At 50.9% G+C, this 21,199-nt stretch carries 18 protein-coding genes; 4 read left to right on the forward strand and 14 right to left on the reverse strand.

Annotation, left to right across the window (positions count from 1 at the left end; translation table 11 throughout):
• Nucleotides 1-42 precede the first annotated feature (42 nt).
• Both IPJ68_03115 and IPJ68_03120 read right to left on the reverse strand, forming a co-directional pair.
• Entirely contained in the window at nucleotides 43-1,737 is a 1,695-nt protein-coding gene (locus IPJ68_03115) for a DKNYY domain-containing protein (GenBank protein QQR78058.1), read from the reverse strand.
• 249 nt (nucleotides 1,738-1,986) lie between these two features.
• Nucleotides 1,987-2,859 carry a hypothetical protein gene (locus tag IPJ68_03120; protein QQR78059.1) on the reverse strand — a complete coding sequence of 291 codons (873 nt, stop codon included), beginning with the start codon at nucleotides 2,857-2,859 and terminating at the stop codon, nucleotides 1,987-1,989.
• Here IPJ68_03120 and IPJ68_03125 point away from each other — a divergent pair.
• Entirely contained in the window at nucleotides 2,839-3,156 is a 318-nt protein-coding gene (locus IPJ68_03125; protein ID QQR78060.1) for a hypothetical protein, read from the forward strand. The genes IPJ68_03120 and IPJ68_03125 overlap by 21 nt on opposite strands.
• Nucleotides 3,157-3,211: 55 nt before the next feature.
• Complete coding sequence (locus IPJ68_03130) at nucleotides 3,212-3,955, forward strand: transposase (protein QQR78061.1); 744 nt, start codon at nucleotides 3,212-3,214, stop codon at nucleotides 3,953-3,955.
• 290 nt (nucleotides 3,956-4,245) lie between these two features.
• On the opposite strand, the gene IPJ68_03135 is transcribed toward IPJ68_03130, so the two are convergent.
• The 12 genes from IPJ68_03135 to IPJ68_03190 all read right to left on the reverse strand — a co-directional run bounded on the left by IPJ68_03135 (nucleotide 4,246) and on the right by IPJ68_03190 (nucleotide 18,171).
• Entirely contained in the window at nucleotides 4,246-5,355 is a 1,110-nt protein-coding gene (locus IPJ68_03135; protein QQR78062.1) for a M23 family metallopeptidase, read from the reverse strand.
• Between the two features lie 110 nt (nucleotides 5,356-5,465).
• A complete protein-coding gene (locus IPJ68_03140; GenBank protein ID QQR78063.1) occupies nucleotides 5,466-6,116 on the reverse strand; it encodes a hypothetical protein in 651 nt (216 codons plus the stop codon).
• 147 nt (nucleotides 6,117-6,263) lie between these two features.
• Nucleotides 6,264-7,604 (reverse strand): aspartate--tRNA(Asn) ligase, encoded by a 1,341-nt coding sequence (aspS, locus tag IPJ68_03145; protein ID QQR78064.1) that lies wholly within the window; start codon nucleotides 7,602-7,604, stop codon nucleotides 6,264-6,266.
• 21 nt (nucleotides 7,605-7,625) lie between these two features.
• Complete coding sequence (locus IPJ68_03150) at nucleotides 7,626-8,468, reverse strand: response regulator (protein ID QQR78065.1); 843 nt, start codon at nucleotides 8,466-8,468, stop codon at nucleotides 7,626-7,628.
• Between the two features lie 32 nt (nucleotides 8,469-8,500).
• Nucleotides 8,501-9,586, reverse strand: coding sequence for a HAMP domain-containing histidine kinase (locus IPJ68_03155; GenBank protein QQR78066.1), 1,086 nt, complete (start codon nucleotides 9,584-9,586; stop codon nucleotides 8,501-8,503).
• A 613-nt stretch (nucleotides 9,587-10,199) separates the two neighbouring features.
• Complete coding sequence (locus IPJ68_03160) at nucleotides 10,200-11,138, reverse strand: EamA family transporter (GenBank protein QQR78067.1); 939 nt, start codon at nucleotides 11,136-11,138, stop codon at nucleotides 10,200-10,202.
• Nucleotides 11,139-11,147: 9 nt separating this feature from the next.
• Nucleotides 11,148-12,443 (reverse strand): hypothetical protein, encoded by a 1,296-nt coding sequence (locus IPJ68_03165; protein QQR78068.1) that lies wholly within the window; start codon nucleotides 12,441-12,443, stop codon nucleotides 11,148-11,150.
• An 8-nt stretch (nucleotides 12,444-12,451) separates the two neighbouring features.
• The gene (locus IPJ68_03170) at nucleotides 12,452-12,916 is read right to left on the reverse strand and encodes a hypothetical protein (protein QQR78069.1); all 465 of its coding nucleotides are present in this window, start codon (nucleotides 12,914-12,916) and stop codon (nucleotides 12,452-12,454) included.
• Nucleotides 12,917-13,236: 320 nt separating this feature from the next.
• Entirely contained in the window at nucleotides 13,237-13,383 is a 147-nt protein-coding gene (locus tag IPJ68_03175; protein ID QQR78070.1) for a hypothetical protein, read from the reverse strand.
• A 185-nt stretch (nucleotides 13,384-13,568) separates the two neighbouring features.
• Nucleotides 13,569-14,588 (reverse strand): hypothetical protein, encoded by a 1,020-nt coding sequence (locus IPJ68_03180; GenBank protein QQR78071.1) that lies wholly within the window; start codon nucleotides 14,586-14,588, stop codon nucleotides 13,569-13,571.
• A 399-nt stretch (nucleotides 14,589-14,987) separates the two neighbouring features.
• Nucleotides 14,988-15,668, reverse strand: a complete 681-nt coding sequence (locus IPJ68_03185) for a hypothetical protein (GenBank protein ID QQR78072.1) — start codon at nucleotides 15,666-15,668, stop codon at nucleotides 14,988-14,990.
• Between the two features lie 52 nt (nucleotides 15,669-15,720).
• Entirely contained in the window at nucleotides 15,721-18,171 is a 2,451-nt protein-coding gene (locus IPJ68_03190) for an ATP-dependent Clp protease ATP-binding subunit (GenBank protein ID QQR78073.1), read from the reverse strand.
• Between the two features lie 96 nt (nucleotides 18,172-18,267).
• Here IPJ68_03190 and IPJ68_03195 point away from each other — a divergent pair, with 96 nt between their 5' ends.
• Together IPJ68_03195 and IPJ68_03200 are read left to right on the forward strand one after the other, a co-directional pair.
• On the forward strand, nucleotides 18,268-20,007 hold the full coding sequence (locus IPJ68_03195) for a hypothetical protein (protein ID QQR78074.1): 1,740 nt from the start codon (nucleotides 18,268-18,270) through the stop codon (nucleotides 20,005-20,007).
• A 9-nt stretch (nucleotides 20,008-20,016) separates the two neighbouring features.
• Nucleotides 20,017-21,195: a hypothetical protein gene (locus tag IPJ68_03200; GenBank protein ID QQR78075.1), complete on the forward strand. Its 1,179-nt coding sequence runs from the start codon at nucleotides 20,017-20,019 to the stop codon at nucleotides 21,193-21,195.
• Nucleotides 21,196-21,199 lie beyond the last annotated feature (4 nt).

The following is a 21,199-nucleotide window of genomic DNA, read 5'->3' on the forward strand; positions in this document are numbered from 1 at the left end:
CCTAGGCGCTATTTCGTAGGAAAAAGCTATCAGATACCACGTTTACTCGAGAGAATCACACCAGTTGTACCGGTGAAACTTGTCCTGCGGCATGCCATTTTTCCCTTTCAATACAAAGGTCTCTACATCAGCGCCAGAAAGAATGCTCCCTTCACAAAATACATTATCTTTATCTCTCGCATAGCTATAGTAGATGAAATCACCATAGCCTTCATCAGAACTCAGCCCACGTCCCAAAACTCTGAAAGAATCATGGTCTGCACCACCTATTTTTTCCCCATTATGATAGATGGATTCCTTATCCTTTCCATATACTCCACTACCCTCTGGTATCAACTGGAATGTAGAGACATCAGCCCCGATCTTTCTTGCTGGATGATCAAAGTAGTAGACCGAATTTTTATCTTTGCTGTAACGAGATTTTTGAATTACCGTAAATGACACTGGATCAGCCCCGTCTATCACCTCATTTTCGTAGTAAACCTTACTACTGTCTTTCGAGTAGGGATATTCGAGCGGAGTAAAACTTTGAGCAGGGTCCCGCGTAAGAAGGTATTCGCGTAAATAGACATTTTCTTTATCGCGAGCATACCCATTGTTCAACACTCGAAATGTAGGAGCATCCGCGTATGCTGGAGACTCGGAGAAAGAGTTCGCACGCACACGAACAAGATATGGAGGTTCATGACCACCAGGAGGAGATTGGTAGTAAATTGCTTCTTGATAAAGGTAGTAATTTTCCCCCAGGCTCTTAGCGCTTGTTGGCAGCTTCCCGCGCTTAAGGAAAGCAAGGTCCTGTTTCGGGAAAACCTGACCATCTTTGTAGGCTCTATTCTTGTCTTCTCCAAAACTACTGAAGAGTAATTGGACATCCTCGACTATATGGAAGGTTTCTGGATCAGCCCCCTCTATTCGCTTGTGAGTGTGGTATACACTGTTCTTATCTTTCGCATACATGTTTGAATGTGGACCGTCGTCGTTGGCTCCTAAGATCTCAAGCGTAGCTGGGTCAGAACCCTCAATCAGGTGCGTCCCATAGTAAGTGTTCGTCCTATCCCTTGCCCACGCGCCTCTTATGACTTCGAAAGTGGTCGGATCTGCGTCTAACACCTGCCTCATTTCATGTGCATCTGAATCAGAAAACCAAGCCTGCAGCAGCACCTTCTTGTCATCGACAAGATAGGTCATCACAGGACTGCTCCCCTGGAGAATCCGAAAGCTACTCGCGTCAATATCGGTTAGTCTTTCTGCTTTGTAGAAAGCAAAGTTCTTGTCTTTAGCATAGAAAACAAAAGGTAAATCAGTTACCCAAAAAGTCTCAGGATCAGCCCCGTCAATCTCTTCGCCGCTAAAGTAAGCATTGTTTTTATCAGCTGCATACCCATTTCCCAATATTCGGAATGTTGCAACATCTACCCCCTGAATCTGATACAACTTCCTCGTACTCCCGTCCTTTACATAGCCGTTAACATAAACAGCTCTATTATCGTGTGCGTACTCATTATTGTAGATTTGGAATGAATTCACGTCAGCATCAGCTATCACGTAAGAATCTAACCAGTAGACAGCCTCTTCATCTTTGGAAAAGTCTTCGGACAATTCTACTTTCCTATTAATATCATCCCAAGTTTCAACAAGGGATGCACGAGTTGGTGTTGAAACCTCCACTAAACTCGTGCTTCCAACCTGCTCTACTGCAGGAGATGTTTCTTTCTTTACGCCGCGAGAATACACCATACTTGCCGTGATGACAATCACAAGCGTAAGGAGCGCAACAATGATAATTGATCGATAATTCATGTCCCCAGTATACCCTAGGGATATTGCAGAGGAAAAAAGAAAAAGCGCCCAGGATCCATTCGGACCCCAGGCACTCAAGACCTCGTTTGTTTTGAAATCAAGTCCAGACTCCCTCAATAGACCGTGATGGGACTACTCACCGTGCAATTGTTGGCTTCATTTGACTCTGTGACCGCACTTTGATAATCAGCGCAGCCCTTGAAGTAGTACGTGCCACGGGCACCAGATCTTCATGCCGCCATCGTACTGCTCGCGTTCTTCACAACCGACGCAGAGTTTGGAAGCCTCGGTCCCATCATCGGTAATGTACGTCCAGGTACCGCCCGTGCCCGGACCCATGAACCAGTACGAGCTCCGGATTGCTGCTGGTGAGGGAGCGGTGCCGACGTTTTTCACGTACATCGCTGGATAGAACTTGCTCCCCGCCTTGATCGACGCTGACCCACCCGCTGGACCAACCGCTCTCACGATGAAGTCGGGTTGGGGTGGTGGTTTGGGCGCCAACGTCACCGTCAGGCTGGCTGAGTTGTTGGTCTCATCTGTTTCCGGTTGTGTTCCCTGGTAGTCGGTGAAAAAAGAGAGGGTGCAGGTTCCGACCACATTCGGCAATTGAACCGGGGTAAGAGTCTCTTCCCAAGCACTCGCACCAGCCGTGAGGCTGCTGGCCATGGTGCCATCGTCAGTGAGCAGTATGTTCGATCCCCCATTGCAGGAAACCGTGTAGGCACTGCGGATGTCAGCTGTGGCATTGACCGTGCCTTGATTGGTGATGGTGGCGCCGAGACGGACGAAGTCGCCAGCGTAGGTAGGGGCTTGGAGGAGGGTGAAGCCGCTCGGGGTGAGGTCGACATCGGGGACGTTGACTGTCCCTTCGACGACTTCAATCACTGCTTCGGTACTGCAGTTGTTGGACTCGTGCTTTTCGTCGTGCTCGCCGCCGTTGTTGTGATCGTCCTGGGGATGATCGATACAGGCGACAATATTGTAAATGCCGGGTTCCGTGATCCACTCCCGGATGACCGTATTCTTGGTCTCGGTATGCGTATCGCCTGGCTTCAAGCTGTCGCACTGGGTCGTCGTGCTATCGATCCTGCGCCGCGCACCGTCACCACTAGAAGAATCCTTCTTGTAGCCCTTGGAGAGGTAGAAGTGGCCGGTAATGGTCTGCGTGGTATCGTCTGGATTGCAGGGGCCGTCACCGATATTCTTGGTTTGGGCTTTGGTATCGAAGGATTCATCCAGGCCGAACGTGTTGACTCTGGTACCCCAGGGGGTTTCGAGCCAGGTCTTGGTGGTAACGAAGTCGGGTGGGATACCGTTACCTTTTCAGTTGATGGAAAGTGTTGTTCTTGTTAGACTAGAGCCTCAAACCGGCTGTAAAGTTGACTTTAAGCCTTAAATTTCATTCAGCATGTCAAAAAAATGGTCACGTCACTGTCCCCGCTGCAGCAGTCGTGAGACGGTGAAGAATGGCTCCCAAGGCTACAGCCATCACTACCTGTGTCGTGCTTGTGAACATTCTTTTTCTCGTTACTTCGGGCATGATCCGAGACTGCTGTGGATCGAGCATATTGATGGGGTACCGTTTCGTAAATTAGGAGATGAATATGGTCTCTCGGGAAAACAAGCCTTCGTGAGAGTTACAAGAGAATTAGCACAACTTCCTTCCAATGACGCTCTGACGCAAACCCTCTGTGACCCGAGACGCTTCTCGGGCATCCTTGTCATGGATGGGAAGTATGTGGCGGTCAAAGGCTTTGCGAGAAAGATTCCTTTTCTCTACGGCATTGATTACTTGACCCACGATATTCCCTTCGGGGCTTTGTATACAGCGGAAGATGAGGTGTCCTTCTCACGTTTCTTCCATCAAGTGAAGCAACTTGGCTATGATCTTCAGATCGTGGTCGCCGATGACCGCTCTGGCCTGAAAAAGGCTCTCCTGAAGGTTTTTCCGTCGGCTCGGCTGCAGCTCTGCCACAACCACTACCTGGAGAATATCCGGGTGGCTTTACGGGTGCGGAGTGAAGAGCGATACCGGCCCTTCTTTTACGCTCTCAAGGAGAGCGTGTTTGGAGAACGAGAGGATGTGACGAACGCCATTCGATCTTTGCCGCGAGCATCAAGAGAGAGAAACGTCTGCTCAAAAACATCGTAAGTGAGATAGCGTACCGGCAGGAGGAACTCTTCAATTACTTGCTGCTGCCAGGCTGTCCCAACAACACCAATCTCATTGAACTCTACAATTCCCATCTCAATGGGAGGCTGAAGACGATCAAGGGTTTTCAGAGTTTTGCTTCGGCTCAGTGTTGGTTGAATGCGTGGATGATACGGAGGAGAACCAAGCCTTTTACAGATTGTGAAGCTAAATTTAAATATTTGAACGGTTACCCTTCACTCTCTTTGAGTATCAAAAAACAGGCTCGCTGGCCTGAGACATTAGTAAAACTAGGCGTAGAAGCAGTAAAACTTTTTGAAAAAAAGCGCCCTACTATCAACTGAAAAGGTAACGGTAACGTCGGGTGGCTCGGGAGCGGGCGGGGCGATAGCTTGGATGGGATAGCCCTGACCGGTACCGTACACTGCTTTGGAAGCATTGCCCGCGACCACGTTGCCTGTGTAGACATTGATGGTGTTGATGGTCCCGAAAGCACGAATATCAGCTGCGCTGACTGTTTCCCCGAAGAAGTTACGAATGGCACGCCAGAACCTCTGCCACAGTGGATCTTCTGGTACTTGCTCTTGCGGATCCTGACTGTCCGCAATCGAAAAGAGTTGATTCTGGGCTTCGACACAGGCGTCCATACCAGCCGGTTGAGCAAACATATTGGTGCCCAGACGGTAACGAGTATCTGCGCCTTCACAAGAACTGGTGGTCGGTGTCCAACAGACTGTGCCCTGACAGCGCGCTTGGACTTCGGTAGATTGGTTGTAGGCAGAGTGGGTTTGAATGAAGCGGATGGGATCCTCGAATGAATTCGTACAGGTGTTATCCCCTTCGCACGGAGTCCTCCATTCGGTATTTGCCATCATCCCCCAACCCTTTACACCCTTAACGGTAGCGGGAGGCGTACTTCCGAAGAAGATACCGAAATGCAAGTGGATGCCGCAACACCAGTCTCCGGTTTTCCCTATGGGTCTTCCAGCATAAACATCGTTTCCTGCCGGCAGACTTTCTTTCGAGAGATGCCCGTACAACGCAGTAAATACCTTCCCATCATACATTTTGTGTCGGATGAACAAGGCACAATTTCCGGGGCCCCATGCAGCATCATCACAATGACGCTTGTAGATCGTACCATCTGCAATGGCATAGACATTGGCGTCCAGCCTGCGCGTCATCATATCCACGCCATTATGGTAGAAGCCATCGAAATAGTGCGGGGCTTCCGATGCGCTTTCATGTGCGTCATCCCTTCCTAACCATGTACCTCCCCCGCTCTCAAACGTTGCTTTTCCAATTGGATAGAAGAATCCCGTCTCCGTCTGGTCAATAGCATATACCGCATGCGCAAACAGACACAGCACTACCAGGATGAACATCGTTACTGCTTTCATGTTGCTCTCCTTTCTGAGAGACTGATTGTAAAGGGACTGCTGGTGTAGAGATAAAAAATACTATCCTACAGAATCTACGCATCATCTGATGTGTAGATTATTGTAAGACACTATCTAACAAGCCTGATCGAGGAGAGAAATTGCTTTTTTATATTCTCATCCAATTGTTTTTGTACCCACGGGAAACTTATTCGGTAATATCCGCCATTGTATTCGAACATTATCGCTTCATAACCCATTTCGCCAGGCATTGAGAGGATGTATGCCTTTGTTCCATCTATTGTTGTCTCACCAGTTACATTAATGTATGTGTGTTCGCTATCTGCAAGAAAATCCTCAAAATTCTCATACTTTTTCTCTTCTTCCCAACTACCCCCTTTCAATTCCGGATTATTTATGTCTTCCCATCGATTAATTGAAATAACCAGGAAATAGCCTGGGATCTTCTGACCAGTTAAATCCTTTGCGTCTCCATCAAACTCCATGAACATAACCACACAACCGATATCTGTTGACTCGCTATCTACCTTGAATGCTGTCGGATATTTAACGCTGAGCTTTAGTGTATCATTTCGATAGGTTTTCCAGTCGGAAGTATCGATCGGGTTCGCTGGTTCAGTCTGTGTCACTGGCTCGACGACGGGCTCAGTGGTCACAGGTGGATGAATGACTGCCTGCCGCTTTTGCATCATCCAAAAGGCGCCAGCAATGACGAGCAGGGCGATAAGGGCGGTAGCGAGGAAGAGGGGTTTATGATTCATAGATTTGGAAATTGAAAGTAGCAAAAAGGGACTGAGACTGTCAAGCCCAGAATACTTGATTCCGAACGGACGGTCGAGAAGCGTGAACAGTCCCGCAAGGATTCCGACCAGGTGATCAGGAATTAGCCATTGACTCGAGGAAATTCTTTACGGTGTGAGGCGCTTGACGTCGCGCGGATAGAGGATGGCTTCCTTGATAGAGCCGAGGCCGAGGAGCTTCTGGACGATACGTTCGCTGCCGAGCCCCCAACCACCGTGCGGGGGTGTCCCGTACTTGAAGATGTCGAGATAATCCTTGAAGGCTTCCGGATCGAGTCCTCGTTGTTCAAGTGTTTCTCTCAGTTGGGCATAGTCATGAATCCGTTCGGCACCTGACGCGATCTCCACACCGCGGAAAACGAGGTCGAAGGTTTCACTCTGCTTCGGGTCCCCAGGACTCGGCAGGCTATAAAAAGCGCGAGCCGCCGTCGGGTAATGCGTCAGGAATACCAGATCAGAATTGTACTTCTGCTTGACGTATTCGCCGATCAGCCGTTCCCCTTCACTGTCGATATCCTCTGCCTCCAATTCCTTGCCATATTCTTTCTTCAGAATTTCAAACGCCTCGGCAAGACGCATACGCGGAATAGCCACTGGCTCGGGGACCGTCGCTCCATACTGGGCAAGTGCACCGGCACACGTCGCGCCGATATGACGGAACATGTGGTGTATGGTCTTTTCTAGCATCGCCATCACGTCTTCCATGCTGTCGATGAACCCCATCTCGGCATCAAGTCCTGTAAACTCCGTCACGTGGCGGGTGGTATAGCTGGGCTCCGCGCGGAACACGCTGCCGATCTCGAAGACACGCTCGAATGCGCTCATCCCCGCCTGTTTGTAGAACTGCGGACTCTGGGCCAGGTACGCATCCCGATCAAAGTACTTGATCTTGAAAAAGTTCGCCCCACCTTCGGTCGCGGCCGAAAGGATCTTCGGTGTCTTGATCTCCATAAATCCCTCGCTCCGCATATAACCCTCGTAGGATTCGAGGAGCACATCATACACCTGAAATATCGCCTGCACTTTCGGATTGCGCAGGGTCGCTGTCCGATGATTCAACAATGTCTCGAGCTGAAGATGCATCTCGGGCTGTGAGACGTCAATCGGCAAGTCCTCGACTGGCTGCCCAACAATCGTAAGCGCAGTGACTTCGATTTCGATCCGATCTTCCGGCCGAACCGAAACTCCTTCTCCATCGCTCCCCTTTTTCAGCGGACGCTCCTTGACCAGCCCCTCAACAGTCACCGCATACTCCGCGCGAACCTCTCTGGCAGCCTCGATAACCGTCGACTTCTCTGGTGTCACGACGAGCTGCACCGCGCCGCTCCGATCACGCAGGACAAAGAAGATAAGCTTGCCATGGTCTCGGCGCTCCATTATCCAACCCGAGAGTCGGACCGTCTCACCGCCATTCCCCGCCGCGTCATGAATCAGTGTCCGTGCCAGCATATGTTTCCGTTCTCAGTCAGATTATTTCTCAGAAAAAAATTCCTTCGCGATTGAGGTGAGTTCACTCGGCGTCACCTGAGTCTTCAGAAACGAACGATCCACCGCTCCCGATGCTTCAAGCGCTTTCACTTCTTCTTCCTCGAGTGAAGCGGTAAGGAGGAATATCGGTGTATGTTTCGTCTGCTCATCGGCCCGCAACGTCTCGATGATGGCTTTACCGTTCATCGTTGGCAGTAGATGGTCAGTAATGACGAGATCGAATCCCCCCGTCCGGGCCTGCTCCAACCCTGCCCGGCCATCGCTCTCGACCACGACATCATAGCCATCATCCCGGAGCGGCTTTCCAAACATCTCGGCGAACACCGGCTCGTCCTCGAGAAGCAGGATACGCTTCTTCATCCCCGGTTCCAGCACTGTCTCAGCAGACGAATTGACCTCGGCATGAATCGAGTCAGCCGCCGCCAGGAGGCTCGCATGCCTTTGTTGGGAAGCAAATTGATCGAGATACCGCTGAACCTCAACAACGACTTCCGAAGGAGTGAAATCCGTTTTCGAAATGAAACCGTCCGCCCCGGCGGCGAGGGCCTCTTGCCGCTCCTGCGGACCAGACAGGTTGCTGAAGATGACGATCTTCAGACCAGTATCGAAGTCCCTATCCGTACGGAGCTCATGCAAGACCTCCATACCGGACAGCTCCGGGAGGACCATGTCGAGCAGAACGAGGTCGAAAGTGCCCTCACGAACCTTCTTCAATGCATCGCGACCAGACAACGCCGGCACGACCTCGAACCCCGACGATTGAAATTTCTTGGTATAGATCTCGGATATGAACGGGTCATCTTCGACGAACAGGAGGGTGGCCATAGGGGTGATTCATTTCTATCTTCTGCAGAGTATCAGTGTTCGGATTCCTTTTCAAGCGGCGGATGACCAATTGGCAGACTAATCGTGAAGCACGTCCCCTTCCCACGTCCCGCTGACTCCACGCTGATCGTGCCGCCGTGTGCCTCGATGAAGCTCTTACCTACATAAAGACCGAGTCCCGTACTTGAGACGTTTACCTTGGCGGCATCCTTACCCCGTTCGAATTTTTTGAAGAGGTGCGGCAGATCATCAGCATCAACTCCGACACCTGTGTCCGACACTGTCACCACGACCCGATCCCCCGCTTTCCCCGCCTTTACAGCGACCTCGCCCTTTTCAGTATATTTGATGGAATTATCAATGATGTTGGAGATCGCCTCCCGGATCTTTGCACTGTCAATCTGGAGCATCGGCAGCGGGTCCTTGGGGAGCGTAATCCCTAGCTTCAAGCCCTTCGCATGGGCCGCAAGAACAAAGACATCTCGCAGCTCGGTGAGAATATCCTCGATGTGTGCAGAGGCGAACTGATATTGGATCCGTCCCGCCTCGATGCGCGAGATATTGAGCAGGTTTTCCACCAGGTTCATGAGTCGATTGTTGGCGAGATACACTTTGTTCAAAGTATCCGAGACGCTTGGTTCGAGCCGACCATACGCGCCTTCGAGGAGGAGTGAAACGAAACCCTTGATCGCCGTCAGTGGCGTCCGGAGCTGATGCGAAGCAATCGAGATGAACTCGCTCTTGGCATTGTCCAGCCGCCGCAGCTCAGCATTGGCGATCGCGAGACTATCGCTGATTTTCTGTAATTCTTCCTTGCGTTTAATCTCCTCCTTCACTGAACGGATGAGGAAATAGGCAAATATAATTGCTATGAAAAGTGTGATTGTTGTGAGAATAAGTCCTGAAGTCGAAACGATAAAGAAATATTCTGTCCCGATGAGTATGATGAAAGCCCCCATGAGTGCTTGAGCAGCCAGTATCTTTATGTTGAACGCTTCATACTTAACGATCATTACAACGAGGAAAGCCATGAACACAAACATACCGAAAAGGCCATATTGTTCATACTCCCATGTCCCAAGGACATCCGCGACTAAATTCCCTGTGTAGAAACTCATTATAAAGAAACCAGTACCCAAAGAAAGGAGGAGGGCCTGTCTCCTGTTTAACCACCAATTCTTTCGACACTCATAGAGAAGGAATAGCGTAAGCCAAACAAAATATACTGCTTGGAGACCACGGAAATAGACGGTAAGCCCACCTTCATTCGCCTCACAGATTGACAAGTCGAAGCCTGTGAGATTTAGATTCGTAGGAAGTAATAGTAAAAAAGGGAAAAGCGGCAAGACCCCCAGAGAAAAAAGCCATGCGCGAGGGTCCTTTCGTTCTAAAAATACATAAGAAAAATATAGCGTTAATGCTGGAACGAGAATATAGGTAAAATTCATGAAGGACCATGAGACCATGATGATCCGACTATCAACGTTGGTCCAATTAATCAGATCGATGAAATTCCAGAGAGAGAATATGGAAACGACCGATAAAAGCAGTTTACTCTCAAGGCTCTTGTTCTTTGAAAAGACTAGCAGTCCGATAAGGATTGCTGTGAAAATGACTGGAATATGAGAGTAATAAAGAAGAGTCGGAGTGGAGTTCGAGAAAATCAGCGCTATCGGTGATGGAATGTCAGTACAAAACATAATATATTTTCACTATAGCAATATATCGGCGTTACGTGGAGAGGAAGAATACACCGGTGCTAATTATAATGGAGCAAAAAATCTTAATTTTATACCCGACAAGCTGCTGACCATACATCGCCACCCTAGCCTTAAGGGATGAAGAAAACTCAGAGGATAAGACAATAAAAACGCTAAACAGCATGACAATTATCGGACTCAGACTTTCTATTGTTGCCACCAGCGCAGATGAGGGGCTTAAGTCTAGCGCTCGCTGAGAAAACATGGTCCCCACCAACGCTAGGGCCTCAGCTGAGAAGAATACAAGAAAGTAACTTCTTGAAAGAGTGAAAATTCTCGCGAGATTTCCACTACCATGACGCAGGCGTCGGAATGCCACAAGAAATAACGTCCCAGCTATGGCTCCAGATGAGAACAATAGATAACCGTCGAAAAAAATTCCATCGGAGAGACTATAGCCATGGCTAGCCAATAACATACTGACTGAGAGAAAAACAACCGCTGACCCCATAGGTGCAAGGAGCGGAGTGAGTTGGTTCAAGCTAAAAGATTTACTTAAATGGAGTGCTGATACACCTAAGAACACAAGGAGACAACCGATATATTGATTTGCATGTAATACATCTCGATACATTACCCATGAGAGTAGCATCGTCATAGGGACTGTAAAATTCCAAAGGAGCTGAACCAATGAGGCATCGTTTTTTGCGAATAGAGCCTTGAAGTAGAAAAAATTTGCCCAGACGAACAGTGCACCAGACAGAGCCAGACTTAAAACCCCCGCATTTGGTAGCGAAAATCTCCAGGCACCAACAAGAACAGTGAGCCAGGGCAATAGTTGAAAAGCTCCAGAGACAATGGCGCCATCGTACTCGTCTGAATAGATAGAATCAACAAAGTAAACATCTATCAAATTCACGATTGCCCACAGCAACGGAGCGACTAGGGCGATAAACAGCCAGGATTCCATATGATTCCACTAATCTAACCAACCCCAATTTTTCAGCTGATTTCGGCTACTCAATTCAAAAGAAACACCGATATCATCACGGTAAAACGCCTTTGGAATAATGAGGTTTTTAACCCGTGTATATGCTTCGTCCCGCGCCAGTTCTATTGTCTTCCCGGAGCCACAGACATGAGCGACACAACCACGATTCCCAGCTATGTACAACTCCCCCATATCTTTGCAAGCCGCCTCTTCGAATCCGTAATGCTGCAACCCATCTAATGAAACCTTCTCTCTGAAAAGAATTGGTAGACCATTCGATGTTTCTGCAGTATGAACGTTCACATAGTAAGGATAGGGCGGGACAGCTACCGTCACGACGATGCCATACCCAGTCTTGTATTTCAGATCATATGTCTCTCCATCTGCAATCGCTGATAGAAACTCGATCCACGGAGACTCGTGTAACTCGATTTGAAGAGCTGTCGATGGGTTACCAAAACGAGCAGTGAACTCTAGTGGCCATGCTCCGTCTTGATTGACAATACAATTAATATCCACATCTCCGCGGAAATCAATGTCTCTGAGATAATCAGCAACTTTCGCAAGTGTAGAAGAAAACAAGTGATTCTTCTCATTTCCGTCATACCACATCAAAGTACCCATCTCCGCCGTTTTTGGCCCAATCTCACCAGACATTAAGGCCTTGTGCTCAACATTCATTTCGATCGGACCAACCCAATCCTTACCGTTGAAATAACGTGCGACGCCAACCTCCACTCCGTCTACGCGCTGTTGCAGGTTTACTGCGGTTACGCCTTGATCCCGATAGTGCTCCAGCATGCCAATAAGGTCAGACTGATCCTGGCTCTCGCCGACGAAGCAGAGCGAACTAATGTGCCCCCCATTCACCTTTGCCACCCAGCGATTCTCCGTATGTGTCTCAAGAAATCTCACCGCGTCCAAGAGATTCGAGAAGGTATAAGCCGGAAGTACATTCATTCCCGCCATTTCAAAGATCTGCTTCCCTACCAATCTATCAGTTTCGATGCGATCACCCTCCCGACTACCGCCAACTACTCGATACCCTTCCTTACGTAGGCTTGACTGTTCTACTCCGAAACCAATATCATCAAAAATGATAAGACCTTGCTTTCCAACCCACGTCAATTCGCCCTTCCAGTCAGTAGTCTTCTGAACAAACCCGTCTAGACCAGAGGCAACTTCCGGATCTTGGATATACATCTTTACCTCACACTGCTCACTGATAAGTTTAAATACAAGCTCAGACGCACCGAGTTCTCGGGATATAAAAAGTACTCGCATATTTTTCATTAATCTCCATCGTTCTTCCCCTCACCCTCAACCATATCCGAAACCGAGTCCGATTCCAATTCTGATACTAAGCCTGATTCACTCTCCTCGTCGACAGAAATCTGGCTACACTGCTCATTCTCCGGAACATTATTTTCACCACAGAACTCCTCTCTACAAGTGGCTACTTCTGAGCAAAGAATCTCCGGGCACGCACCTTCATTCGGACTACACAAAGGAACCTCTGCTGCCGAGACTGTTCTTATCTTATAGTAGTCAACTTCGCCCTCTTCACAATCTTCCTCACAAACGCGAACAAAACACGCCTCAATATCTGGATCACACACAACTTCGCTCACTAGTAAATAATTCCTATCAATGTAAACCCTCTTCACGACAAGTCCGAAGGAAACCATAAAAAAAAGGAGAAAAGCAAGAATAATAGAAAACTGTATCTTGCCCCCCCTTACATCCTGGCTCTGCATAGATTCAATCAAACTTTACTCTGCTTATATTCTACCAGATTATTCCTAAACCACTATAGAAAGTGCCGAATGTTTAGAATATTCTCACTATGGACACAACTAAAATAGAATCTGCTTGTTGTTAGTACTGCTCGTTGATATTTACCCCGAACGATACGAGAAGTGGGGATCTATCCTGAAATATCAATAGAAAGAAACACTCAAAGAAGAAAAAGGATTCGTCTCGGAGATGGAGTAATGTCACAACACCTGAAAGCCCCCACTGACTTATACCTGGGGTTAGATTCCCTTCGGACTTGGCTTACCTGTGCACGACCTAGTCACCGCTGTCCAGCCGAGATCGGCTGCACCAGCGGCAGTGAGGCTGGCAGCCCGGTCAAAAACGCCGCCAGAACGAAATACCCACCAAATAATAGAAAGACAATGGAAGAAAACACTACTGCCCGGTGAGACCCTTCAGTACGCATAAATTTTTTGTTTCGTGAGTTCAGTATAGTCCTCTCCATCCAAAAGGCGCAAGCAATCTCGCGACACTTAAGTGTGCTTGAGACTTTCCAGGTGTTTATCTATTGCAAAAGAAAAAGCGCCCAGGATCCAGTCGGACCCCAGGCACTCAAGACCTCGTTTGTTTTGAAAAAGCTCCACCGTGCCCTCAGTTCGTGACCGTAATGGTCAGGCCTAAGGGTACTCCAGGGACGTTGTTGACGACTGAAAACGTCTGGATCTCCGTCCAGCTATCACCTTCATTGCTCTCAAAGGCTTCGTCCTCGGCATCGATCTTGGCTTTGAACGAAATGGTCGAGACCCCGAGTGGGACCGTGTAGTCGATGTGCTCGGTATGCGTAGCACCACTGGGGAGGTTGGTGGCCTGGATGTATTCGCGCTTGAGGAAGAACCAATCACCGAGGTCCAGACGAGCGTAGAGATCGACTTCGATTCGGTTCTTGCCGGGACGCATGTGGTCATGGGTGTCGCCGTCCTTGGCTTTGACTTGGATCCGGGGTTGAATAACCTGACCAACTCGGACAGTTGATGTGGCCGGGTCAAGATCGGTACCCGATGCCACGTCCCGCACCCAGAAACGGTTGACTTTCAGGTTAAAGGGGTCAGTACCGGCACCACCAAACACGCCATAGTGCTTGGTATCACTCGTTGCAACCCGACCAGAGATCCGAGAACAGAGTCCCATAGTTGGATTGGAGAGACAGTAGGTCCTGTCCTGAGTGATATGGATGAAGTAATGTGGAAACTTAACGTCATTCGGATCAGCGCTCTTGCACACCTTTCTCGCCCCAGTCCGACGGCCAAAGTTAAGTTCGTTGTCCCAGTTGTACTCAGAGACCTGCACGCACTTCACCCCGTTGTCTGCTCCGTCTGGTTCACCGTCTTCCTCTACTAGGGCAACATGGCCGTACTTATTGGCAGCGCGAATGATATTACCTTTCACATCTTTTTTCGCATCCCAGGCTTCCCAGACTGCGATATCTCCCTCGAATGCCCCGTTGAGACGGCTCTTTTCGAATGTGAACCTGTCTCGAGCGCCAGTGATTCCGATTTCGGATACTCGAGCAGCATCGAACCAGTGATACCCACTCCCCCATGTCTGGCCGTAGTAGCTGTTCTTGAACTCGGGAGTTGTATTCCCCCAAGCCTCGTTCAGTTTACTGGCCACATAAGAGGTACAGTTGCACTGGGCAAAACTCCATTTGTCGATGAAGTAACTCAGGTTATCCCACCGATATCTTGAGGTGCTGGCTATGTACTTGAAAGAATCAGCACTAGAGAGCACTCCTCCAGCCACCTGCTTTGTCTCATTTTCTCGTGTGACTTCGTCACCTTCATCTTTTGGACACTTGTCACGATAGAGGTATGTATCGTTTGTGTCTTCAGCAAAAGATGGAGATGGGGCAAACTGAAACATCAATGTACATAAGAAACACAGGAAAACTCGCATTCTATCACCTCCTTCGGTTGGAAAAGGACCACTCGCCAATGATACTGACGAGTCCTGAAACGATTATAGGTAAGTCGTTTCAAGACTAGCCACCATAAAGTATGGATCTTTGAATAGCTACCGAATCTCTTCCACTGAGGCGAAGACTTTCTTTAGGACTACAGATTGCGTTTCAATAAAATTCCCAATCCTGTTCTTTTCTTCACTCGAAATCTCTGATCGCAACCATTTACTATCATCGCTGTGGAAGCACATTGGAACTGTGGGGACATCTTCACCCGTTGGGATACCAAACGCAATAAAGAAGTCAGTGAACTGCAAACGTCCAATGAAGAAATCGGAAGGGGTCGACCATTCTTTCATGTCGCCTGCTTCTTTAGTAAAGTATCCGATAGCCCGCGTCCCTGGCTCACAAGCGGGCTCGAGCCCTAAGAGTGAATGAGAAGAAAAATGCACAGTTTCATGAAATGGCGTAGAGAATTTTTTTTCACCTTCAGTAATTTTCCCGTCTGACTTCGAATAAATGTATATCAAATCCTCTGCAAACTCTCTGTTTAACTTCATCCGGATACCCATCTCCGGGATGTTGTACCAGACCTCATCGGCATTCCCAGGGATAGTCTCGATGTGCTGGGGATACTTCTCTGTTTCAGCTTGGATGGGAGCCTGAGCGACTGGTTCAGACACGATTGGTTGATTCATCGCTCCCGGGCGGTTTTGGAGACACCAAAAGGCGCCAGCAATGACGGCGAGGAGAGTGATAAGGATGATCGTGAGGAAGAGGGGTTTCTGATGCATAGAAATTAAAGGTGGAGATTAGCAAAAAAAAAATACAAGTTGTCAAATTCTTCTACCCGCCCAGGTCCGCCTCGGTGAAGGTGATTTCGGCCCCTTCGGCGAGCGTGCCTTCGAGGAGACGCTTCACGATCGTGTCTTCCACGACATCGGCGATATAGCGGTTGATCGAGCGCGCACCGAACTCGCGTTCGTAGCCATGTGCGACGACCGCGCGGATCGCGTCGGGTGTGAATGCGAGTTTCACTTTCTTTTCCTTATAGAGCTTGTCGGCAAAGGCCTGCAGCCGAAGAGTGGTCACCTGTTCCATCTCCTCCGTCGTGAGTGAATTAAAGAGGATGACTCCATCGAAACGGTTCAGGAATTCCGGCCGGAACGTACCTTTGGCGATGATCGCATCCATGAGTTCGTCTTTGATCTCGACCATCGAGCGGCCCGCCCCGGTTGCTTCGTGAATCATGTCCGCGCCGGCATTTGAGGTCGCGATGACGATCGTGTTCCGGAAGTTCACCTTGTGACCAAAGCCATCCGTAACATAGCCTTCATCGAGGATCTGGAGGAAGAGATCAAGTGCCCGTGGGTATGCCTTCTCCAGTTCATCGAGGAGGAGGATGGAATACGGTCGTTCTTTGATGAGGGACGTCATCCGGCCTTGGACATTCATCTCGGCTGAGCCAATGAGCTCATCGATTGATTGCGGTGTCTGAAATTCGCTCATGTCGAGTCGGACCATCCGGTTCTCGTCCCCGAAATACACCGCTGCTAGGGCTTTGGCGGTTTCCGTCTTGCCGACACCGGTCGGACCGAGGAAGAGGAAGGAGCCAATCGGTTTCTTGTCGTTCCCGAGTCCCGCGCGCGCCTTGCGGAAGGCCTCGGACATTTGTTTGATGGCTTCCTCTTGCCCGATGACTCGCTCATGGAGGAGTGCTTCCAAATTGAGCAGTTTCTGCCGCTCCTCTTCATTCGCTTCGCCCATCGGGATACCAGATTTCGCTTCGAGGAAATCCTCGACGGTTGTCCGTTCGATAAAAGCGAGATCGGGATGCTTCTCCCAATAGATAAGCACTTCCTGAGCGAGATCGATGGCCCGCTCCGGAAATGGCATCTCCCAATTGTAACGCTCGGAACCATCAACGATCGCCTGAAGCGCCTGGATGGTGAAGACCGGACGATTTTTCTCAAGCGTCTTGAAGGTATCGACGAGAATGGTGATCGTCTCTTCTTGCGTCGGTTCGGGTACTTGAATGGCCTCGAAGTACTTGAGCGCGGGGATCTGACGCTGACCCAAGGTGTGATAGGCCTCAGCCGTCATCAGCCCGATGATGCGGCAGGTCGGCAGCGAGAGGTAATCGTTCAGGACATCACTGACCGCCATATCGCTCTCGGGATCGAGGAAGAGGTTGATGTTTTCGATGACCAGAACGACATTACCAGCATAGACCGCGCCGTTCAAGAGATCACGCAAGAGTCCTTTGGGGTCAATCCCCTGCGACCGACCGTCCGAGATGACCTGTCCCATGTCAAAGATGACCACGCGTGCCTCATCGATGATTTTGTCGGTGAAGGAATTTTCCCGGATGCGACGAGCGAAGGCATGGACGAGCGAACGTTTGCCGATACCAGGGTCACCCACGAGGAGCGCACTATTGTCCGTCGGTCGCGACAAGGTGAGCGTGAGCATCTCCATCACTGGTTCGCGCCCAACAAGCTCTTGATGCGCATAGTTACTGAAATCATGCTCGGACAGATCGCTGATGTAGTGATCAAGGCGCGGTGTATAGGCATAGGCCCAGTACTTGCCGATGCGGGTCGCCTGGCGAAGTTCGGTCCATTCCCAGAATCGGCTCTGACGTTCTTTCGCGGCATAGGCGGCACCCTCGATCGCCCAGGCCAGGTCGAATAGTTCCGGCGTGAGGTGATGAGCCGAGAGAAAAGCTGTGCGCTGCTCTGGCACGGCGATCACCTCTGCCCGCGCCTCTTTGGCGGCGAGTCCCAATCGCATCATCGCCCGACCGCGCCACGGTGCGTGCTCGGGCTGTACCGTATAGTCGATCCGGCCGCGTTCATACTCATGCCACGCGAGCACCGCAACGATTGTCACGACAATCGCGACGACGAAAGCAGCGATACCGGCGAACGTCCCAAAGAGCCCGCCGATGATGACACTGCCCCCGATGAGGATGAGCGGGGCGAGAGCCGCGAAGAGGGACAGGGCGATGACGGCGACCGCCATGAGCACGATGGCACCGAAACCCCAGGCCAAGACGACCGAACGGACAATCGCACCGAGAAAACGGGTGATCAGGTTATTCGCGAGGGCCTGGACAAAGAGAATCGGGTGCAGCCCCTGCCAAGTATGAAAGCTGATGTCACGCTTCCACGGCGAGATGAGCGTCCGGAAGAGACCGACGACATTGAAGCGGTGCAAAACATAACGGACATAATTGCCCGCAATCCTCGCAATCGAGAGGATCCCGACGGAATAGTACCAAAGGAAGAAATTCATCTCAGAACGTTTTTGTCTGTTTTCTCTATTGTACCGTTTCGATACCCTTTCGTAAATTGAAGCCAGGCCTGTTTTTGCGTATACTAGAGCCATACTATGATATTCCCTCATCTCCTCTCTCGTTCGCCGTGGCTGATCGCCCTCTCTGGCTTCGTGCTCGCTCTCACGCTCGCTCTCACGCTCGCGCTATTCGGCTGGTTCCATCCGACGCTGATTTTTGTTGCGGGCGGGTTTCTTTTCGGCGGCCTCGGTCTCGCCCTATTCGCTCTGTATCGGGAGCGTGACTGGTTGCGACTCTGCCTCATCAGCGGACTGACACTCTTGGCCATCCTCATCGCCCTCCGCGCCGAACCAACTATCTTCACCGGCCGCGACCAAGGATCAATCGCTCTTGCCGCGCTCGAACTCGCCGAGCGGCATGAACTCGCGTTCCAAACACCTGTTTCCGACGCCTTCTTCGCCATCTATGGTCCCGGCCGCGCGCTCAATTTCCCCGGTTTCTCTTACAGCGATTCTGGTGCGCTCCTCACTCAATTTCCCCTCGGCTATATCTCATACCTGGCGCTCTTCGCAAGCTGGTTCGGCCTCATTGGCCTCCTCCTGGCCAATGCGCTCCTGTTCACTCTTTCCGGCTGGACTTTTTTTGAACTCGCTTCGCTCTTCGTCACCCGACGGAATGCGGTCCTCGGTACCACGCTCTTTGCGACATCATTCCTCACGATCTGGCTCGCCCAGATGACACTGACCGAAAATCTCGCCCTCCTCCTCTTTCTCACCCTCGCCGTCGCACTCGTCCGCTTTGAACGCGAAGACGACCGCCACTTTCTCCCCCTGATTATCGTCACCGGATTTTTCCTCGCCCTGACACGTATCGAGGGCTTCGTCATCGCACCGCTCGCACTCGCTTTCATACTCTGGCGGCCGATACTCCGCGCTCATCTCTTCACACTCCCTCGGAGGTGGTTCATCCCTGCCGTTCTCTTCCTCGGTTTTCTTCTCCTCCGTGATCTCTTCATGAATCTCCCCTTCTACACCATGATTGGCAAAGCGGCCGTCCGGTACTGGCACGAACTCGGGGCGATCGGCGGTGACAGTACCGAGCCACGACTTGGACCAATCCTTTCCTCCTACGGTCTCTTCCCCGTCTTCATCCTCGGTATCGCTTCGCTCGCGTTAGGCCTCATGCGACGCCGATTCACCCTCTTCATCCCCGTCCTGCTCGCGCTGCCAACTTTTGTCTATCTCCTGAACGGCCATATCTCGGATGACCACCCGTGGCTCTTGCGCCGTTACGCCTTCACACTGTTCCCCGTTTTCCTCCTCGCGACTGTCGTTCTCTCGCAAGTAGTAATAGACAAAGTGAATGCGGGCCGGAAATCTTTGGTTACCCTCGGCGTGTTCGGCCTCCTCTTCCTTCTCCAGGCGTGGCCAGCATATCAGGCCCTCTCGGTGATCGAGTATCAGACGCTCCACGCTCAAGCGACCGATTTCGGTAAGCAATTCACGCCGCACGACCTCATCCTCATCGACCGAGCAGCCACCGGTGATCCGTTCGCGTTGATCGCTGGTCCACTCATGAGTCTCGACGGGAAAAACGCCGCCTATTTCTTTAATCCCGATGACTACGTCCGTCTCGATCGGAGCGCTTTCGACCGTATTTATCTGCTCACGACCGAGGACACCGTCGGCCACTTCGCCGAGGCTTTCGGAGACCATCTTCTCCCCGTCGAAGTCCGCTCATTCTCCTTCCCCTCGCTCGCCGCGCCGAAACCCTTTGCCTGGCCGATCGAGAAAACTGTTGGGAGTGACGCGATACTCTTTGAGATAACCCCCTGATCTTTGTCTATGGAGCCACCCCTTACGCCCATTCCCACACGTCTCCAACCGCTCTATACGAAGCTCCGTATCACACTCGCGATTGGTCTCGCACTGGCTGGTCTCGCGCTTGTCTATACTTTTCTGTTCCCGACGGTGACGACTGGCTTTGACTTCCGCAATCCGAAATCGAGCCGGAATCAGATCTTCGAGCCGCGCGCTGAATCGGGCACACCGCGAACGAATGGCAAACTCGAAGCGCTCGGCCGCCTCGTCGCCAACACGAGCCCGCTCGGAAATTTTTCGCACCTCACGGTCAGTATCGATCTCGAGAAGCAATCCGAAACCCCGAGCCAAATCGCAGTCAGCATTCGGAAGGGGTATCGCGCCTTCCTCTATCCGACTGGGGCTGAGATCACCGACTTTCCACAATCAACCGTCTACCGCATCCGCGATACATACTATGAGTCACGAAGTGGTGTACTGTATCCCTTTGTCAGTGAAGCGGCGTATCTCTCACGTTACCCGGCCAGTCATACCACACTTGAAGCGGACGATTTTGGCTGCATCGGAATAGCAAACTGCGATGGTAGAGTAGATGTTTCCGATCAATTCATTGGGTTCCGCGTCGGCACGCTCCTCTCGTTCGCCGATGGTGTCTACGTGGTCACGAGCGAATCCGAGATCCGCCCTATCGGCAGCGCCGAGATCTTCCTGGCGCTCGGCTACCGTTTCGAGGACGTCTTGCCAGCCAATGAAGAAGATCTGGGGATATACAAACGCGGTCGCATTCTCCTTATGGGCGCCCCGCACCCAGACGGCACCCTCTTCGTGGACCAAGACACCAGCACACTCTTTCTCATTGAGGGCGAGATGCGCCATCCAGTCAAACCGGGCGCGTACCATGATTTCCTCTTCGCCAACTCGCATCCGATAACCGCGAGCGAGTCCGGAAGTCGTCGGAGTGCTCAATGCACAGCCACATCCGGATTGCTCCCGCGTGCGCTCGATTGTGTCACTGAGCTTGGAACTCTTGACGGCGTCATCGGGTCAGACTATGAAGTGACGCTCTCGGACAATGACGTAGCGATCGACATCGCGAACCTGACCCTCGCCTTCGAGACTCGCCTCAGTTCCGACAACCTGACGACGCTCCTCGCCAAAGTGAAACAGCGCATCCTCGCCCGCTTTGGTCTCGCCACACCGTAATCCC

It is taken from the genome of Candidatus Moraniibacteriota bacterium, from assembly GCA_016699425.1.
Lineage (GTDB): Bacteria > Patescibacteriota > Minisyncoccia > Moranbacterales > UBA1568 > SSEF01.

Excerpts from the sequence above, each read along its gene's own strand:
- IPJ68_03115 (QQR78058.1), bottom strand. The coding sequence starts at position 1,737 with ATGGTGTATTCTCGCGGCGTAAAGAAAGAAACATCTCCTGCAGTAGAG.
- IPJ68_03125 (QQR78060.1), top strand. The coding sequence starts at position 2,839 with ATGCGTATCGCCTGGCTTCAAGCTGTCGCACTGGGTCGTCGTGCTATC.
- IPJ68_03130 (QQR78061.1), top strand. The coding sequence starts at position 3,212 with ATGTCAAAAAAATGGTCACGTCACTGTCCCCGCTGCAGCAGTCGTGAG.
- IPJ68_03135 (QQR78062.1), bottom strand. The coding sequence starts at position 5,355 with ATGAAAGCAGTAACGATGTTCATCCTGGTAGTGCTGTGTCTGTTTGCG.
- IPJ68_03140 (QQR78063.1), bottom strand. The coding sequence starts at position 6,116 with ATGAATCATAAACCCCTCTTCCTCGCTACCGCCCTTATCGCCCTGCTC.
- aspS (QQR78064.1), bottom strand. The coding sequence starts at position 7,604 with ATGCTGGCACGGACACTGATTCATGACGCGGCGGGGAATGGCGGTGAG.
- IPJ68_03150 (QQR78065.1), bottom strand. The coding sequence starts at position 8,468 with ATGGCCACCCTCCTGTTCGTCGAAGATGACCCGTTCATATCCGAGATC.
- IPJ68_03155 (QQR78066.1), bottom strand. The coding sequence starts at position 9,586 with ATGAGTTTCTACACAGGGAATTTAGTCGCGGATGTCCTTGGGACATGG.
- IPJ68_03160 (QQR78067.1), bottom strand. The coding sequence starts at position 11,138 with ATGGAATCCTGGCTGTTTATCGCCCTAGTCGCTCCGTTGCTGTGGGCA.
- IPJ68_03165 (QQR78068.1), bottom strand. The coding sequence starts at position 12,443 with ATGCGAGTACTTTTTATATCCCGAGAACTCGGTGCGTCTGAGCTTGTA.
- IPJ68_03170 (QQR78069.1), bottom strand. The coding sequence starts at position 12,916 with ATGCAGAGCCAGGATGTAAGGGGGGGCAAGATACAGTTTTCTATTATT.
- IPJ68_03175 (QQR78070.1), bottom strand. The coding sequence starts at position 13,383 with ATGCGTACTGAAGGGTCTCACCGGGCAGTAGTGTTTTCTTCCATTGTC.
- IPJ68_03185 (QQR78072.1), bottom strand. The coding sequence starts at position 15,668 with ATGCATCAGAAACCCCTCTTCCTCACGATCATCCTTATCACTCTCCTC.
- IPJ68_03190 (QQR78073.1), bottom strand. The coding sequence starts at position 18,171 with ATGAATTTCTTCCTTTGGTACTATTCCGTCGGGATCCTCTCGATTGCG.
- IPJ68_03195 (QQR78074.1), top strand. The coding sequence starts at position 18,268 with ATGATATTCCCTCATCTCCTCTCTCGTTCGCCGTGGCTGATCGCCCTC.
- IPJ68_03200 (QQR78075.1), top strand. The coding sequence starts at position 20,017 with ATGGAGCCACCCCTTACGCCCATTCCCACACGTCTCCAACCGCTCTAT.